The sequence below is a fragment of the Streptomyces venezuelae genome, assembly GCF_008642375.1.
In the GTDB taxonomy this organism is placed as follows: domain Bacteria; phylum Actinomycetota; class Actinomycetes; order Streptomycetales; family Streptomycetaceae; genus Streptomyces; species Streptomyces venezuelae_G.
On sequence record NZ_CP029194.1, the window covers coordinates 5,613,410 to 5,630,736 of the forward strand.

Below are 17,327 nucleotides of genomic sequence, written 5' to 3' on the forward strand. Positions count from 1 at the left end.
CGCCGATTGGCCCAATGGTCGACCCCGAGTGCACTCTCCTGAGCCAAATGGGGGATGGTAGAGACAGTCAGGGCACCTCGAAGAAGAGGCACTACGTCGGTGAGGGATGACGTGAGCGACAACTCTGTAGTACTGCGGTACGCGGACGGTGAATACACCTACCCGGTGGTCGAGAGCACCGTCGGCGACAAGGGCTTCGACATCGGAAAACTCCGAGCCCAGACCGGTCTGGTCACCCTGGACAGCGGATACGGCAACACCGCCGCCTACAAATCCGCGATCACCTACCTCGATGGTGAGCAGGGGATTCTGCGGTACCGCGGCTACCCCATCGAGCAGCTTGCCGAGCGCTCCACCTTCCTTGAGGTGGCGTACCTGCTGATCAACGGTGAGCTTCCCAAGGTCGACGAGCTGTCGACCTTCAAGAACGAGATCACGCAGCACACGCTGGTCCACGAGGACGTCAAGAACTTCTTCCGTGGCTTCCCGCGGGACGCCCACCCGATGGCGATGCTGTCGTCGGTGGTCTCCGCGCTGTCCACCTTCTACCAGGACAGCCACAACCCGTTCGACGAGAAGCAGCGCCACCTCTCGACGATCCGGCTGCTCGCCAAGCTTCCGACGATCGCGGCGTACGCGTACAAGAAGTCGATCGGTCACCCGTTCGTCTACCCGCGGAACGACCTCGGCTACGTCGAGAACTTCCTGCGCATGACCTTCTCGGTGCCGGCGCAGGAGTACGAGCTCGACCCGGTCGTCGTCTCCGCGCTCGACAAGCTGCTGATCCTGCACGCGGACCACGAGCAGAACTGCTCGACCTCCACCGTGCGTCTGGTCGGCTCCTCGCAGGCGAACATGTTCGCCTCGATCTCCGCCGGCATCTCGGCCCTGTGGGGCCCGCTGCACGGTGGCGCCAACCAGTCGGTCCTGGAGATGCTGGAAGGCATCCAGGCCAACGGCGGCGATGTCGACTCCTTCATCCGCAAGGTGAAGAACAAGGAGGACGGCGTCCGCCTGATGGGCTTCGGCCACCGGGTGTACAAGTCCTTCGACCCGCGCGCCAAGATCATCAAGGCCGCGGCGCACGATGTCCTCTCGGCGCTCGGCAAGGACGACGCGCTGCTCGACATCGCGCTCAAGCTGGAGGAGCACGCGCTCTCCGACGAGTACTTCGTCTCGCGCAACCTCTACCCGAACGTGGACTTCTACACGGGCCTGATCTACCGCGCCATGGGCTTCCCGACCGAGATGTTCACCGTGCTCTTCGCGCTCGGCCGCCTGCCCGGCTGGATCGCTCAGTGGCACGAGATGATCAAGGAGCCCGGCTCCCGCATCGGCCGTCCGCGCCAGATCTACACGGGCGAGGTCCTGCGCGACTTCGTCCCGGTCGAGGCCCGCTAGGACCTCAGGGGCCCGGTTGCGCCCGGCGAGTGAGCCGAAGGGACGCCGACTGAAGCGCCCCGGAGGCGAACCGAGCCTCGAAGGAAAGCGAGAAGCGCCCCGCCGCCGATCCCCCCACGGGTCGACGGACGGGGCGCTTCCCATATCCCCCGGTGCGGATTCCCCCCACGGGATCCGGGCCGGGCGTCTGCCGGCGTCAGCAGCAGCTGCGCGGGTCGGGCGCGACGCGGTCTGCCGGGGTACGTACGGGAGGGCCGCTCAAAGCTCCCCGGTGCACGTGCCCCGGCCAACGCTTGCCTAGGGACGTCCCCCAAGACATCCCATGAACGTCCCCCAAGACGTTCTCGGCATCGCCCACTTAGACTCGCGAACAGCCCAGATGGTTACCCCCCAATATCTGTGATCTAGATCTCTTTGTGAAGGTCCTGTGAGTCACGTGTAGGTCAATTCACGTGAAGCGCCGCAGCCGCAGGCTGTTGGATACGACGAACACGGACGAAAAGGCCATCGCGAGGCCCGCGATCATCGGGTTGAGGAGTCCGGCCGCCGCCAGGGGCAGGGCGGCCACGTTGTAGCCGAAGGCCCAGGCGAGGTTGCCCTTGATCGTCGCCAGGGTGCGGCGGGAGAGGCGGATGGCGTCCGCCGCGACGCGGAGGTCGCCGCGGACCAGGGTCAGGTCACTCGCCTCGATGGCCGCGTCCGTGCCCGTGCCCATCGCGAGACCGAGGTCCGCGGTGGCGAGGGCGGCGGCGTCGTTGACCCCGTCGCCGACCATCGCGACCGTCCCGCCCTCGTCCTGGAGCCGCCGGATCACCCCGGCCTTCTCCTCGGGCAGCACCCCGGCGATCACCTCGTCGATGCCGACCTCCGCCGCGACGGCCTCCGCGACCGCCCGGTGGTCGCCGGTGAGCAGGACCGGGCGGAGCCCCAGGCCGCGCAGCCGGGCGACGGCCTCGGCGCTGGTGTCCTTGACGGTGTCGGCGACGGTCAGGGCGCCGCGGGCGACGCCGTCCCAGGCGACGTGGACGGCGCCGGGCTCCGGGGCCCCGGGCACCTCGACGCCCTCGGCCGTGAGGAGGGCGGCGCGGCCGACGAGGACCAGCCGGCCGTCGACCGAGCCGCGCACGCCGAGCCCGGGGACGTTCTCGAAGGTCTTCGGTACGGGGAGCTCGCCGCACCGCTCGGCGGCGGCGGCCGCGACCGCGCGGGCGACCGGGTGCTCGGAGGAGTGCTCCAGGGCGCCCGCGAGCCGCAGCAGCTCGGTCTCGTCGGTGGAGTCGGTGCCGTAGCGCCCGCCGTACACGTACACCTTCCGCAGGGACATGCGGCCCGTGGTGACCGTGCCCGTCTTGTCGAGGACGACGGTGTCGACGCGGCGGGTGGACTCCAGGACCTCCGGGCCCTTGATGAGGATGCCGAGCTGGGCGCCGCGGCCGGTGCCGACCATGAGGGCGGTCGGGGTCGCGAGGCCCAGGGCGCAGGGGCAGGCGATGATCAGGACGGCGACGGCGGCGGTGAAGGCGGCGGTCGGGTCGTCCGTGATCAGGAGCCAGGTGATGAGGGTTCCGAGCGCGAGGAGCAGCACCGCCGGGACGAAGACGGCGGAGATCCGGTCGGCGAGCCGCTGGACCTCGGCCTTGCCGTTCTGCGCGTCCTCGACGAGCTTCGCCATGCGGGCGAGCCGGGTGTCGGCGCCGACGGCGGCGGCGCGGACGACGAGCCTGCCCGAGACGCTGACGCAGCCGCCGGTCACCTCGGAGCCCTCGGTGACGTCCAGCGGCATCGACTCGCCGGTGAGCAGGGACGCGTCGACGGCGGAGGCGCCCGCGGTGACGGTGCCGTCGGTGGCGATCTTCTCCCCGGGGCGTACGACGAAGAGGTCGCCGGCCCGCAGCTCCGCGACCGGGATCCGTACCTCCGTGGTCCCGCGCAGGACGGCCACGTCCTTGGCGCCGAGCTCCATGAGGGCCCGCAGGGCGGCGCCCGCCTTCCGCTTGGCGCGGGCCTCCAGGTAGCGGCCGAGCAGGATGAAGGTGACGACCCCGGCGGCGACCTCCAGGTAGATCGCGGAGGAGGCGTGGGAGCGGTCGGCGGTGAGGTCGAAGCCGTGGCGCATGCCGGGCATGCCGGCGTCGCCGAGGAAGAGGGCCCAGAGCGACCAGCCGTAGGCGGCGAGGGTGCCGACCGAGACGAGGGTGTCCATGGTGGCGGCGCCGTGCCGGGCGTTGGTCCAGGCGGCCCGGTGGAAGGGGAGCCCGCCCCAGACGACGACGGGGGAGGCGAGGGTGAGGGAGAGCCACTGCCAGTTGTCGAACTGGAGCGAGGGGACCATGGCGAGCAGGACCACGGGGGCGGCGAGGAGCGCCGAGACGGTGAGCCGCTGCCGGAGGCCGGCGAGCTCGGGGTCCTCCTGCTCCGCCGCCTGCTCGTCGGGGCCGGGCTCCGGCGGGAGGGGTTCCTCGGCGGTGTAGCCGGTCTTCACGACGGTGGCGATCAGCTCGTCGACGCCGACGTGCGGCGCGTGTTCGACGTGCGCCTTCTCCGTGGCGTAGTTGACGGTGGCGGTGACGCCGTCCATCCGGTTGAGCTTCTTCTCGACGCGGGCCGCGCAGGAGGCGCAGGTCATCCCGCCGATCGTCAGCTCGGTGACGGTGGTGCCGGTCATGATGCGGTTCCAAACGGGAGCAGGGCCGTACGGGACAACGGTACGGCCCTGCGATGTCTGTTCCGGCGCGGGTCAGACCGGTCCGGTGCGGGTCAGACCAGCTCGTAGCCGGCCTCGTCCACGGCGGCGGCCACGGCCTCGCGGTCGAGAGCGGCATCGGAGACGACGGTGACCTCGCCGGTCTTGGCGACGGCGGTGACCGAGGAGACGCCGGGGATCTCGGAGATCTCGCTCGAGACCGCGCCCTCGCAGTGGCCGCAGGTCATGCCCTTGACCTGGTAGACGGTGGTGAGTTCGGTCTTCGTCTCTGCGGTCATGGCGCTCTCCATACTGGGTGCGGGTCCTTGCGGAGACCGATTATACCCCTAGGGGGTATCGATTGGATGCGTGTCCGGCCCGCGTCGTGCGAGTGATCTCGGCCACCCGAGCCGCGTCGGCGCGGTGGGCGGGCACTCGTGCACCGGGAAGGTCCCCAAGGCCCCTCCGCCGACAGGTGGTCCGGTCGGAGCCTATGGTAAATACCCGTTATGTCGCATTCGGGGACCACGCTGATCCTGATCATGGCGATCGCCGTCCTGGCGCCGCTGCTCGCCTACGGGGTCGGGCGCAAGCTGCCCGTACCCCTCGTCATCTTCGAGATCCTCCTCGGCATCCTCATCGGCCCCGACGTCCTGGGCTGGGCCCGCACCGACGCGCTGATCGACGGCCTCTCGCAGCTCGGTCTCACCATGCTGATCTTCCTCGCGGGGTACGAGATCGAGTTCGGCAAGGTCCGCGGCGACACCCTCCGGCGCGCGGTCTGGTCCTGGGTCGCCGCCCTCGCCCTCGGGCTCGGCACCGGGATCCTGCTGGGCGGCGGCTACGCCAAGGGCGTCTTCATCGGGGTGGCGCTGACCAGCACCGCGCTCGGCACCGTCCTGCCCGTGCTGCGGGACGCGGGCGCGCTCCACGGCCGGTTCGGCTCGGTCGTCATGGCCTTCGGCGCGGTGGGCGAGTTCGGGCCGATCATCGCGATGGCGCTGCTGCTCAGTGGGCGCGCCGCGGCCGAGTCGGCGGTGCTGCTCGGTGCCTTCGCCGCGCTCACGGCGGCGGCGGTCCTCTGGGCGCTGCGGCCGCGTCCGCCGTGGTTCTCCCGGATCATCGCCAAGACCCTGCACAGCAGCGGCCAGTTCGCCGTCCGGTTCGTCTTCCTGGTGCTCGCCCTGATGTTGGGGGCCTCGACGGCGCTCGGGCTCGACGTGCTGCTCGGTGCCTTCGCGGCCGGTCTCATCACCCGGCTCGTGCTGACCGGAGCCGCGCCCGAGAGCGGCCCGGAGATCCTGGAGAAGGTCGAGGGCGTCGGCTTCGGCTTCCTCGTCCCGGTCTTCTTCGTCGTCACCGGGATCGAGTTCGACCTGGACTCGCTCCTCTCCGGCGGCCGGACCCTGCTCCTGCTGCCGGTCTTCCTGCTCCTCTTCCTGCTCGTGCGCGGCGGGCCGATCTGGTTCCTCGCCCCGCGCGACCTCGACCGCAGGGACCGGGGCGGGCTCGTCCTCTACGGCTCCACCGCGCTGCCGCTCGTCGTCGCGATCACGGCCATCGGCGTGGAGGGCCACGAGCTGTCGCCGGGTGACGCGGCGGCGCTCGTCGGGGCCGGCATGGTCTCCGTCCTCGTCTTCCCGCTGCTCGCGCTGAAGCTGCGGGCGCGGGCGGGGAAGCAGGCCCTGCCCTCCGAGGCGGTCAGGGGTTCCGAGACGTGGTGAGTCCGTCACCGGCGGGTGCGAGGGCCGCGGGCGCGACGGCGCCGGCGGCGAGGGCGCCCTCGCCGATGACCGGGTCGAGGTAGCGCAGGAGGACCTGCTTCAGCTCGGCGATCGTGGCGTCCCGCTCGGGGCCTTCGGGGGCGGCAAGGACCAGGTGGAGGCCGCCCTTGAAGACCGCGAAGGCCATGTCCGCGACCCGGACGCAGTCCGCCGGCGGGCTGTCCGGGAGGTAGTGGGCGATCAGCAGCCGGACCCGCTCGATCAGCGAGGCGTGCAGGGCGTCGTGCTCCTCGGCGATCCGGCCGGGGATCTCGGAGCCGTGCATCAGGGCGAGGAAGACCGGGTTGGCGCAGTTGAAGGCGATCAGCGGGTCGACGACCGCGTCGAGCAGTTCCGGCAATGGCAGCGCCAGGTTCTCCGGCGTGAAGGCCTGGCCGTGGGCCTCGCGCATCTCGTGCATGAGGCGCCCGCCGAGCTCGACGGCGATGGCCTCCTTGTTCGGGAAGTACTGGTAGAGCGTGCCGGGCGAGACGTGTGCCTCGCGGGCGATCGCGTTGGTGCTGGCGGCCGTGTATCCGTTCGCGCAGAAGACGTTCGCGGCGGCCTGGAGCAGCTGCGTGATGCGGCGCTCACCGCGCGCCTGACGGCGGCGCGGCTTCTGGTCCTCGGACATCTCGGGCTTCTCGGACATGGCCGTCCCCAGCTCTCCTCGTGGTGCGATTGACAAATGCGAGAGGTCGCTCGCATTCTAAGGAAACGCGAGCGATCACTCGTGTTTGTCATTCTATGGCAATGGGCGACCCATGTGACCTGCCGGGAAGCGCGCACATGGGTCAGGTGAAGGGGACACCGCGGCATGGCCGAAGTCAAGAAATCAGCACCCGGCGGGGGCACGGGCGGCGGGTGGACGCGGTTCGTCACCGCCCGGCCGCGCCTCACGCTCCTCGTGGCGCTCGTACTCACCGCCCTCGCCGTCCTGGCGGGCGGCGGCGTCGCGGACCGGATGGGCAGCGGGGGCTGGGAGGACCCGGCCGCCGAGTCCACGTACGCGACGGAGGCACTGGCCCGGGAGTTCCCCGGCTCTCAGCCCAACCTGCTGCTCCTCGTCGACATCGGAGAGTCCGGAGACACCGGGAAGGCCGGGGGCGCCACGAAGACCGCCGCGGTCGACGACCCCGCCGTCGTCGCCGAGGCGCGGAAGCTCGCCGAGCGGCTCGACGCCGAGCCGGGCGTCGACGGCGTCGGCTCGTACTGGTCCACCGGCTCGCCCGCCCTCCGCTCCGTGGACGGCCGCCAGGCGGTCATCGCCGCCCGGATCGCCGGCGAGGAGAAGGACGCCGCCGCCGTACTCGACCGGATCGCCCCCCAGTACCGGGGCACCCACGGCCCCGTCGAGGTCTCCCTCGGCGGCGGCCTGGCCGTCCGCCACGAGATGCAGACCGTCATCCAGGAGGACCTGCTCCGGGCCGAGCTCATCGCCCTGCCCCTCACCCTCGTCCTCCTCGTCATGGTCTTCGGCAGCGCCGTCGCCGCCCTGCTGCCGCTCGGCGTCGGCATCGTCGCCATCCTCGGCACCAACGCCGTCCTGCGCGGCATCACCGAGTTCACCGACGTCTCCGTGTTCGCGCAGAACCTGACGACCGCCCTCGGGCTCGGACTCGCCATCGACTACGCCCTGTTCGTCGTCCGCCGTTACCGCGAGGAGCTCGCCACCGGGGCCGACACGTACACCGCGGTCCGCACCACCCTGCGCACGGCGGGACGGACCGTGCTGTTCTCCGCCCTGACCGTCGCCGTCTCGCTCTCCGCGATGCTCGTCTTCCCGCAGTACTTCCTGCGCTCCTTCGCCTACGCCGGGATAGCCGTCGTCGTCCTCGCCGCGACCGCCGCGCTCACCCTGCTCCCGGCGGCCCTCGTGCTGCTCGGCGACCGGGTCAACGCCCTGGACCTGCGCCGCCTCCTCCGGCGCGGCCGCCCGCCCCGCGAGGACACCGACGGGTCAGGCTGGGCCCGGACCGCCGACCTCGTGATGCGCCGCGCGCCCGTCTTCGCCGTCGCCACCGCCGCCGGACTCGTCCTCCTCGGACTGCCCTTCCTCGGCGTGAAGTTCGGCACCGCCGACGACCGCCAGCTCCCCGTCACCGCCGCCTCCCGGGTCGTCCAGGACGAGCTCCGCGACGGCTTCCCCGGCAACCCCGGCGGCGGGCTCACCGTCCTCGCCGAGGGCGAGGCCACCCCGGCCCAGTACGAGGCCTTCCGCGAGCGGATCTCCACCATCGAGGGCGTCGGCCGCGCCGACGGCCCCGTCACCGGAGGCGGCGCCGGCCAGGCCTACTTCACCGTCGTGCCCGAGGGCGAGACCGTCGGCTCCGGGGCCCAGCAGGTCGTGAGCGAACTCCGGGCCACGCCCGCGCCCTTCGAGACCTCCGTCACCGGCCAGGCCGCCGTCCTCGTCGACTCCAAGGACGCGCTCGCCGAGCGGCTGCCCTGGGCGGCGGCGATCGTCGTCCTCGCCACCCTGCTCCTCGTCTTCCTGCTCACCGGCAGCGTGATCGTGCCCGTCCAGGCGGTCGTCCTCAACGCCCTCAGCCTCACGGCGATGTTCGGCGCGGTCGTCTGGGTCTTCCAGGAGGGCCACCTCGCCGGACTCCTCGGCTTCACCTCCACCGGTGACATCGAGACCACCCTGCCCGTGCTCATGTTCTGCGTGGCCTTCGGGCTCTCCATGGACTACGGCGTCTTCCTGCTCTCCCGCATCAAGGAGGAGTACGACGCCACCGGCGACCACGAGCACTCCGTCCGCTTCGGCCTCCGCCGCACCGGCGGTCTGATCACCGCGGCCGCCGTGATCCTCGCCGTCGTCATGGTCGCGATCGGCACCTCACGGGTCACCAACACCAAGATGCTCGGCCTCGGCGTCGCCCTCGCGGTCCTCATGGACGCGATGGTGGTCCGCAGCCTCCTCGTCCCGTCCGTGATGAAGCTGACCGGCCGCCTCACCTGGTGGGCCCCGGGACCCCTGCGCCGCTTCCACGACCGCTTCGGCGTCAGCGAGTCGGACGCCCCGGCCCCCGCCGCCCCGAAGGACACCGGCACCGGCACCGGCACCGGCACCGACACCGACTCCGACGCCGGCCGCAAGGAGTACAGCCCCGCTCTCTGACCCGGTACGGCACGACCCGGTACGGCACGACCCGGCACGACAGGACGCCGGGCCCCGGAGCGACACCCCGGGGCCCGGCGTCCTTTCCGTCGGACAGGCGCTAGTCGCGGCGGGCCCGGTTGCCGGGGCGGCTGGCGACCCAGGCGCGGATCGTGTCCGCGTACCAGTAGGGCTTGCCCGACTCGACCTGGTCGGGCGCAGGCAGGAGGCCGTGCTTCCGGTAGGACCGGACCGTGTCCGGCTGGACGCGGATGTGTGCGGCGATGTCCTTGTACGACCAGAGACTTCTGTCCGTCATGCCTGGTACCTCCCTGCGCGCCGCGCAGCGGCGGCAGGGGGTGCCGTTCGGGGGCGCTGCGGGCGGGCGTTGGTGATCACTGAGCCTGTGCCCGGGTGAACGGCCGCTGCCGACAGGAGGAGAGCGGCTGTCGAGCGCCTGTGACGGAAGACCCGCGTAACGGAGACACGCGTGACGGGGAAGCGACCTGTGTGACGGAAGTGATGCACGCGGACGGCGGTGTGTCCGCGTGCGTCACCCCCGGTCGGACAGGTATGCGCCGGTCACACGCCGCAGGAGCGCAGGAAGCGCCGGGTGCGCAGCGCGATCGGGTACGGAGCGTCCGGCTCGCACGGGTACATGTCCTGCTCGACGATCGCGAAGAGGTCCACGTCCAGCGCCCGCGCGGCCGCGAGCACCGGCTCCAGGGCGGGCACCCCGGACGGCGGTTCGCACATCACGCCCCGCGCGACCGCCGGGCCGAACGGCACCTCCTCGGCCACCACCCGGGCCAGGATCTCCGGATCGACCTGCTTGAGGTGGAGGTAGCCGATCCGCTCCCCGTAGCTCTCGATCAGCTTGACGCTGTCCCCGCCGGCATAGGCGTAGTGCCCGGTGTCCAGACAGAGCGCGACGGCCTCCGGGTCGGTGGCGTCGAGGAAGCGCGTCACGCTCTCCTCTCCGTCGAGATGGGTGTCGGCGTGCGGATGGACGACGAGCCGAAGCCCGTATCTCTCCCGCACTTCCCGCCCCAGACGTTCCGTCAGACGGGTCAGATCCCGCCACTGCTCCGCGGAGAGCGTGCGCTCCTCCAGGACCTCGCCCGTCCGGTCGTCCCGCCAGAACGACGGGATGACGACGAGATGGCCGGCGCCCACGGCCTGGGCGAGCGCGGCGTTCTCGGCGACGTGTGCCCAGGTGCGGTCCCAGACACCCGGGCCGTGGTGCAGCCCGGTGAAGACCGTCCCCGCCGAGACCCGCAGCCCGCGCCGTGCCGTCTCCTCCGCGAGGACGGCCGGATCGGTGGGCAGATAGCCGTACGGACCCAGCTCGATCCACTCGTACCCCGCGCCGGAGACCTCGTCGAGGAAGCGCTGCCACGGCACCTGCCGGGGATCGTCGGGGAACCACACCCCCCAGGAGTCCGGGGCGGAGCCGATACGGATACGGGACGGACTCGACGGCGACGGGGGCAACGACGGCTTCGGCGGCTTCGTCATGCCTGCCACCTTGACCGGGGCGCGAGAGCAGCGTCAAGCGGGCGGACGCCGGGGCGGCGCGGCCGGGGCAGGGCATCCGACCCGCGTCCGAATGTCCGGACATGTCGTTGACACGCCTCCGGACGGCCGACTAGACCTGAGGGGGGCGCGAAGCGAAAGGTGGCGCGTGGAGACGGAGCCGTACGAGCTGATCACCATGGGACGCCTCGGCGTGGACCTGTACCCGCTGCAGAGCGGCGTCGGGCTCGACCGCGTCGAAACCTTCGGCAGGTTCCTCGGCGGCTCCCCGGCCAACGTGGCCGTCGCCGCCGCCCGGCTCGGCCGCCGCACCGCCCTCGTCTCCCGCACCGGCGCCGACCCCTTCGGCACCGCCCTCCACCACGACCTCAAGCGCTTCGGCGTGGACGACCACTGGGTGACCGAGGTCGCCGCCTACCCCACCCCCGTCACCTTCTGCGAGCTCTTCCCGCCCGACGACTTCCCGCTCCACTTCTACCGCCGGCCCAAGGCGCCCGACCTGGAGATCCACCCGCACGAGCTCGACCTCGGAGCGATCCGCGCCGCCCGGGTCTTCTGGGCGACCGGCACCGGCCTCTGCGCCGAACCGAGCCGCACCGCGACCCTGGAGGCGCTGCGCGCCCGGGCCGGCCGGGAGGTGACGGTCCTCGACCTGGACTGGCGGCCCGTGTTCTGGACGGACCCGGCCGAGGCCCGCCCGTACTACGCCGAGGCGCTGCGCCACGCGACCGTCGCCGTCGGCAACCTCGACGAGTGCGAGGTCGCCACCGGGGAGCGCGAACCGCACGCCGCCGCCCGCGCGCTGCTCGCCACCGGCGCGGTCCGGCTCGCCGTCGTGAAGCAGGGGCCCGAGGGCGTCCTCGCGCTCGCCGCCGACGGGACGTCCGCCGAGGTGCCGCCGCTGCCGGTGGAGGTCGTCAACGGGCTCGGCGCGGGCGACGCCTTCGGCGGGGCGCTCGTCCACGGCCTCCTCGCCGGCTGGGACCTCGAACGGATCCTGCGCCACGCCAACGCCGCCGGCGCGATCGTCGCGGGCCGCCTCGCCTGCTCGTCCGCCATGCCGTACGCGGAGGAGATCGCCGAGGCGCTCGCCGCGGGCACGGGAACGATCCCGGAAAGGGGGTAGGGATCCCGTCATGAACTCCGGCCCCACCCGCCCCGCGCGTCTCCATCTGCCCGCCGGCTCCGCCGCCCACGGGCCGTACGCGCTCCGCGTCGACCCCGAGCAGGCCGGCTGGGAGCACTCCGCCCTGCGGGTCCTCACCCTCGGGCCGGGAGAGACCCACTCCTTCGAGAGCGGGGATTCCGAATGGGTCGTGCTTCCCCTCGCCGGTGCCTGTAGCGTGCGCGTCGACGGCGAAGTCCTCGAACTCCTCGGCCGCGACAGCGTGTTCACGGCCGTGACCGACTTCGCCTACGTACCGCGCGACGCCCACGCCCAGATCGCCTCCGGCGCGGGGGGCCGCTTCGCTTTGGCAGGAGCGAAGTGCGAGCGACGACTCCCCGCCCGCTACGGCCCCGCGCCGGAGGTTCCCGTCGAGACCCGGGGCAGCGGCAACCGCGCCCGCCAGGTGCGGAACTTCGCCGCCGCGGGCGCCTTCGCCTGTGACCGGCTGATCGCCGTCGAGGTCGTCACCCCCGGCGGCAACTGGTCCTCCTACCCGCCGCACAAGCACGACGAGCACCGCCCGGGCGCCGAGTCCGTCCTGGAGGAGATCTACTACTACGAGATCGCCGGCCCGCACGGCCTCGCCTACCAGCGGATCTCGCCCTCCCGGCCGGGCGGGGCCGAGCTCCTCGCCGAGGTCGGGGACGGCGACGCCGTCCTCGTACCGGACGGCTGGCACGGGCCCTCGATCGCCCAGCCGGGCCACGACCTCTACTACCTCAACGTCATGGCGGGCCCCGGAGCCGAGCGGGAGTGGAAGATCTCCTTCCACCCGGACCACGAGGAGGGGTACGTATGACCGTCCGGCTGACCGTCGCCCAGGCCCTCGTCCGCTTCCTCGCCGCCCAGTACACGGAGCGCGACGGGGTCCGGCAGCGGCTGATCTCCGCCACCTGGGGCATCTTCGGCCACGGGAACGTCGCCGGGATCGGCCAGGCCCTCGTCGAGGACGCCGAGCTCATGCCCTTCCACCAGGGCCGCAACGAACAGGCCATGGTCCACGCGGCCGTCGGCTACGCCCGCCAGTCGAACCGGCTCTCCGCGCACGCCGTCACCACGTCCATCGGCCCCGGCGCCACCAACCTCGTCACCGGCGCCGCCCTCGCCACGATCAACCACCTGCCGGTCCTGCTCCTCCCCGGCGACACCTTCGCGACCCGCCCCGCCGACCCCGTGCTCCAGCAGCTCCAACTCCCCTACGCCGGCGACGTGTCGGTCAACGACTGCCTGCGGCCCGTCTCCCGCTACTTCGACCGCGTCGGTCGGCCCGAGGCCCTCGTCCCGGCCGCGCTCGCCGCCATGCGGGTCCTCACCGACCCCGTGGAGACCGGCGCGGTGACCCTCGCACTGCCCCAGGACGTCCAGGCGGAGGCGTACGACTGGCCGGACGAGTTCTTCGCCGAGCGGGTCTGGCGGGTCCGCCGCCCCTCCCCGGACGAGGACGAACTGGACGCGGCGGTCGCGGCGATCGGCCGGGCCACCCGTCCGCTGATCGTCGCCGGCGGCGGCGTCCGGTACAGCGGGGCCGAGGAGGCGCTCCACGACTTCGCCGCGCTGACCGGCATCCCGGTCGCCTCCACCCAGGCCGGCAAGGGTTCGCTGCCGCACGACCACCCCCAGGACGTCGGAGGCATCGGCCACACCGGCACCGCCGTCGCCGACCACCTGGCCCGCACCGCCGATGTGGTCATCGGCGTCGGCACCCGCTGGACCGACTTCACCACCGCCTCCGGCACCCTCTTCGGCCACCCCGACGTCCGGTTCGTCAACCTCAACATCGCCGCCTTCGACTCCCACAAGCTGGCCGCGCTCCCGCTCGTGGCGGACGCCCGCGAGGGCCTGGAGCAGCTCCACACGCTCCTGGAGCCCCATCACGTCACCCGGCACTACGTCCACGAGTACGCCGAGGAGAAGCTCCGCTGGCGGACCCGGGTCGACACCGCCTACGCCGTCCCCGACGAGGACACCCGGCCCACCCAGGCCCAGGTCCTCGGTGTACTCGACACTCTGGTCGACGGCAGCGACATCCTGATCAACGCCGCCGGCTCCCTCCCCGGTGACCTCCACAAGCTCTGGCGGACCCGCTCCACGGACCAGTACCACGTCGAGTACGGGTACTCCTGCATGGGCTACGAGATCCCGGCAGCCCTCGGAGTCCTGCTCGCCGCGCCCGGCCGGCCCGTCTGGGCCCTCGTCGGCGACGGTACGTATCTGATGAATCCCACCGAGATCGTCACCGCCGTGCAGGAGCGGCTGCCCCTGCGGCTGGTCATCCTGCAGAACCACGGGTACGCCTCCATCGGCGGCCTCTCGGAGGCGGTCGGCGCCGAGCGGTACGGCACCGACTACCGCCACCGGGACGTGGAGGGCGCCTTCACCGGCGCGCCGCTCCCCGTCGACCTCGGGGCCAACGCCGCCTCCCTCGGCATGCGCGTGCTGCGCCCCCGCACCGTGCGTGACCTGCGGGAAGCCCTTGCGGACGCGCGGGCGGCGACGGTTCCCACATGTGTCTACGTCGAGACCGAAACGGCAGACACAGTGTCGGGCCCGCCCCCGGCCCAGGCATGGTGGGATGTGCCCGTGGCCGAGACGTCGACCCGCCCGTCGGCGGTCAAGGCCCGCGAGGAGTACGACCGGCACGTCACCGCCCGACGCCGCCATCTCTGAAGGAGCATCTCGTCATGACGAACACCGTCAAGACTGTCAACCACTGGATCGGTGGCAAGGCCGTCGAGGGCACGTCGGGCAACTGGGGCCCGGTCACCGACCCGGCCACCGGCGCCGTGACCACCCGTGTCGCGCTCGCCTCCGTCGAGGAGGTGGACGCCGCCGTCGCCGCCGCCAAGGACGCCTTCGCCACCTGGGGCACCTCGTCCCTCGCGCAGCGCACCACGATCCTCTTCACGTTCCGCGCGCTGCTCGACGCCAACCGCGACGCGATCGCCGAGCTGATCGTCGCCGAGCACGGCAAGGTCCACTCGGACGCGCTCGGCGAGGTCGCCCGCGGCCTGGAGATCGTCGACCTGGCCTGCGGCATCACCGTCCAGCTCAAGGGCGAGCTCTCCACCCAGGTGTCGAACCGCGTGGACGTGGCCTCGATCCGCCAGCCGGTGGGCGTCGTCGCGGGCATCACGCCCTTCAACTTCCCGGCCATGGTCCCGATGTGGATGTTCCCGATCGCCATCGCGACCGGCAACACCTTCATCCTCAAGCCGAGCGAGAAGGACCCGTCGCCGGCCCTGAAGATCGCCGAGCTGCTCGCCGAGGCGGGCCTCCCGGACGGCGTCTTCAACGTCCTGAACGGCGACAAGGTCTCCGTGGACCGCCTCCTGGAGCACCCGGACGTCTCCGCGATCTCCTTCGTGGGCTCGACCCCGATCGCCCGCCACATCCACACCACCGCCTCCGCCAACGGCAAGCGCGTCCAGGCGCTCGGCGGCGCGAAGAACCACATGCTGGTCCTCCCCGACGCCGACCTCGACGCGGCGGCGGACGCGGCCGTCTCGGCGGCGTACGGCTCCGCCGGCGAGCGCTGCATGGCGATCTCGGCGGTCGTGGCCGTCGGCTCCATCGGGGACCAGCTCGTCGACAAGATCCGCGAGCGCGCCGAGAAGATCAAGATCGGCCCCGGCACCGACCCGACCTCGGAGATGGGCCCGCTCATCACGGCCGTCCACCGCGACAAGGTGGCCTCCTACGTCACCGGCGCGGCGGCCGAGGGCTGCGAGGTCGTCCTCGACGGCACCGGTTACACGGTCGAGGGCCACGAGAACGGCCACTGGATCGGCCTGTCCCTCCTGGACCACGTGCCGACGACGGCCAAGGCGTACCAGGACGAGATCTTCGGCCCGGTGCTCTGCGTGCTGCGCGCCGAGACGTACGAGGAGGGCCTCGCCCTCATCAACGGCTCGCGCTTCGGCAACGGCACCGCGATCTTCACCCGTGACGGCGGCGCGGCCCGCCGCTTCCAGATGGAGGTCGAGGCCGGCATGGTCGGCGTCAACGTGCCGATCCCGGTGCCGGTGGGCTACCACTCCTTCGGTGGCTGGAAGGACTCGCTCTTCGGCGACCACCACATCTACGGCAACGACGGCGTGCACTTCTACACGCGCGGCAAGGTCGTCACCACCCGCTGGCCGGACCCGTCCGACGCCCCGGCGGGCGTGGACCTGGGCTTCCCCCGCAACCACTGAGCCCGACGCGTAGGACCCGAACGGCCCCCGGGGTGCGTACCGCCGCACCCCGGGGGCCGTCGTCATGCGCCCATGGGCGCTACCAGCGCGAGTGCAGCAGCTTGTTCGGGGAGCCCGACTTCGGGTCCTGGACCTTGCCGGAGGTCGCGTTGTTCACCAGCGCGGTGCCGACCTGCGCCGGGGTGGCGGCGGGGTTGGCCGCCAGGTAGAGCGCGGCGACGCCCGCGGTGTGCGGGGCGGCCATCGAGGTGCCGGAGATGGTGTTCGTCGCCGTGTCGTCGTCCTTCCACGCCGAGGTGACGGAGACGCCCGGGGCGAAGAGGTCGACGCAGGTGCCGTAGTTCGAGAACGAGGCCCGCTTGTCGGCCGAGTCCGTCGCGCCGACCGTGATCGCCTCGGCGACGCGGGCGGGGGAGTAGCTGCAGGCCCTCGCGGGGAGGCCGAGGAAGTTGCCGTTGCCGGCGGCGACCGCGTAGGTGACGCCCGAGGCGATCGAGCGCCTGACGGCGTCGTCGAGGGAGGCGTTGGCGCCGCCGCCCAGGCTCATGTTGGCGACGGCGGGCTTGACCGCGTTGGCCGTGACCCAGTCGACGCCCGCGATGACGCCGGCGGTGGTGCCGGAGCCGTTGCAGTCGAGGACGCGGACCGCGACCAGCTTCACGCCCTTGGCGACGCCGTACTTCGCCCCGCCGACGGTGCCGGCGACATGGGTGCCGTGGCCCTGGCAGTCCTGGCCGTTCTGCCCGCCGCCGACGGTGTCGGTGCCGACCGTGGCCCGGCCGCCGAACTCGCCGTGCGAGGTCCGGATCCCGGTGTCGATGATGTACGCGGTGACGTTCGACGCGGTCGTGTCGTAGGTGTACGTCGTCGACAGCGGCAGGTCGCGCTGGTCGACGCGGTCCAGGCCCCAGGTCGCACCGGTCTGGGTGTCGGCGACCCGGACGGTCGCGTTCTGCTCGACGTACGCGACCCGGGGGTCGGCGGCCAGCCGTGCGGCGCGGGCCTGCGACATCGTGGTGGAGAAGCCCTTGAGGGCCGAGCGGTAGACGTGCTTCGGGGTGGCGCCGAGGTCGGCGGCGCGGGTGGAGCCGTCCTTCAGGACGACGATCCAGCTGTTCTCGACGGCGGTGGACGCCGGGGCGAGCCGCAGGTCACCGGTGGGCGCGACCGTGGGGGAGGCGCTCTGCGCGGTGGGGGAGGCGGCGAACTGGAGTCCGGCGGCGAGCGCGAGGACGGGGACGAGGGCGCCGAGGCGGCGGGCGGTCCGATTCATGTGGTGGGGCACCTGGACCTTTCGTTGTCCGGATCACGGGCAAGTACGGGTACGTGCGTGGTGCGGTGTCCCACAGGGTCCCGTGTTGTCATGAGCAACACAAGGGTGCGGATACTGCGTCCGGTGTACGGGACTCCCCTCCGTACGACCCCAGGAGGTCGGGCACCTCCCCCTCCGGACCGCAGTGCCGCACAGGGAGGCCGCCTA

General features: G+C 72.1%; 13 protein-coding genes. 7 read left to right on the forward strand and 6 right to left on the reverse strand.

The annotated features are described in order from the left end of the window. The first annotated feature begins 111 nt into the window (after positions 1–111). A complete protein-coding gene (locus DEJ46_RS25830) occupies positions 112–1,401 on the forward strand; it encodes a citrate synthase (protein ID WP_055643377.1) in 1,290 nt (429 codons plus the stop codon). A gap of 448 nt (positions 1,402–1,849) precedes the next feature. Here DEJ46_RS25830 and DEJ46_RS25835 read toward each other — a convergent pair whose 3' ends face one another. Beyond that, positions 1,850–4,066, reverse strand: a complete 2,217-nt coding sequence (locus tag DEJ46_RS25835; protein WP_150270063.1) for a heavy metal translocating P-type ATPase — start codon at positions 4,064–4,066, stop codon at positions 1,850–1,852. Positions 4,067–4,158: 92 nt separating this feature from the next. Beyond that, on the reverse strand, positions 4,159–4,383 hold the full coding sequence (locus tag DEJ46_RS25840) for a heavy-metal-associated domain-containing protein (protein ID WP_150270065.1): 225 nt from the start codon (positions 4,381–4,383) through the stop codon (positions 4,159–4,161). Between the two features lie 210 nt (positions 4,384–4,593). On the opposite strand from DEJ46_RS25840, the gene DEJ46_RS25845 reads away from it, so the two are divergent. After that, positions 4,594–5,808: a cation:proton antiporter gene (locus tag DEJ46_RS25845; RefSeq protein ID WP_150270067.1), complete on the forward strand. Its 1,215-nt coding sequence runs from the start codon at positions 4,594–4,596 to the stop codon at positions 5,806–5,808. Here DEJ46_RS25845 and DEJ46_RS25850 read toward each other — a convergent pair. Then, entirely contained in the window at positions 5,786–6,499 is a 714-nt protein-coding gene (locus tag DEJ46_RS25850; RefSeq protein ID WP_150270068.1) for a TetR/AcrR family transcriptional regulator, read from the reverse strand. The genes DEJ46_RS25845 and DEJ46_RS25850 overlap by 23 nt on opposite strands. Positions 6,500–6,664: 165 nt before the next feature. On the opposite strand from DEJ46_RS25850, the gene DEJ46_RS25855 reads away from it, so the two are divergent. Beyond that, positions 6,665–8,971, forward strand: a complete 2,307-nt coding sequence (locus DEJ46_RS25855; RefSeq protein ID WP_223835088.1) for an MMPL family transporter — start codon at positions 6,665–6,667, stop codon at positions 8,969–8,971. Between the two features lie 100 nt (positions 8,972–9,071). On the opposite strand, the gene DEJ46_RS25860 is transcribed toward DEJ46_RS25855, so the two are convergent. Next, on the reverse strand, positions 9,072–9,269 hold the full coding sequence (locus DEJ46_RS25860; protein WP_150270070.1) for a helix-turn-helix transcriptional regulator: 198 nt from the start codon (positions 9,267–9,269) through the stop codon (positions 9,072–9,074). A gap of 263 nt (positions 9,270–9,532) precedes the next feature. Further along, entirely contained in the window at positions 9,533–10,468 is a 936-nt protein-coding gene (locus tag DEJ46_RS25865; RefSeq protein WP_150270072.1) for a sugar phosphate isomerase/epimerase family protein, read from the reverse strand. Between the two features lie 91 nt (positions 10,469–10,559). Between DEJ46_RS25865 and iolC the strand changes: the two genes are divergently transcribed. From iolC to mmsA, 4 genes are read left to right on the forward strand one after another with little or no spacing between them, the layout of a single operon-like run. Continuing rightward, a complete protein-coding gene (gene iolC / locus DEJ46_RS25870) occupies positions 10,560–11,612 on the forward strand; it encodes a 5-dehydro-2-deoxygluconokinase (protein ID WP_150270074.1) in 1,053 nt (350 codons plus the stop codon). A 10-nt stretch (positions 11,613–11,622) separates the two neighbouring features. Continuing rightward, positions 11,623–12,453, forward strand: coding sequence for a 5-deoxy-glucuronate isomerase (gene iolB, locus DEJ46_RS25875; protein ID WP_150270076.1), 831 nt, complete (start codon positions 11,623–11,625; stop codon positions 12,451–12,453). Next, a complete protein-coding gene (gene iolD, locus DEJ46_RS25880; protein WP_150270078.1) occupies positions 12,450–14,321 on the forward strand; it encodes a 3D-(3,5/4)-trihydroxycyclohexane-1,2-dione acylhydrolase (decyclizing) in 1,872 nt (623 codons plus the stop codon). Before iolB ends, iolD begins: the two co-directional genes overlap by 4 nt. Before the next feature lie 14 nt (positions 14,322–14,335). Then, the gene (gene mmsA, locus DEJ46_RS25885; RefSeq protein ID WP_150270080.1) at positions 14,336–15,847 is read left to right on the forward strand and encodes a CoA-acylating methylmalonate-semialdehyde dehydrogenase; all 1,512 of its coding nucleotides are present in this window, start codon (positions 14,336–14,338) and stop codon (positions 15,845–15,847) included. Positions 15,848–15,926: 79 nt separating this feature from the next. On the opposite strand, the gene DEJ46_RS25890 is transcribed toward mmsA, so the two are convergent. Continuing rightward, the gene (locus DEJ46_RS25890; RefSeq protein ID WP_150270082.1) at positions 15,927–17,120 is read right to left on the reverse strand and encodes a S8 family peptidase; all 1,194 of its coding nucleotides are present in this window, start codon (positions 17,118–17,120) and stop codon (positions 15,927–15,929) included. Positions 17,121–17,327 lie beyond the last annotated feature (207 nt).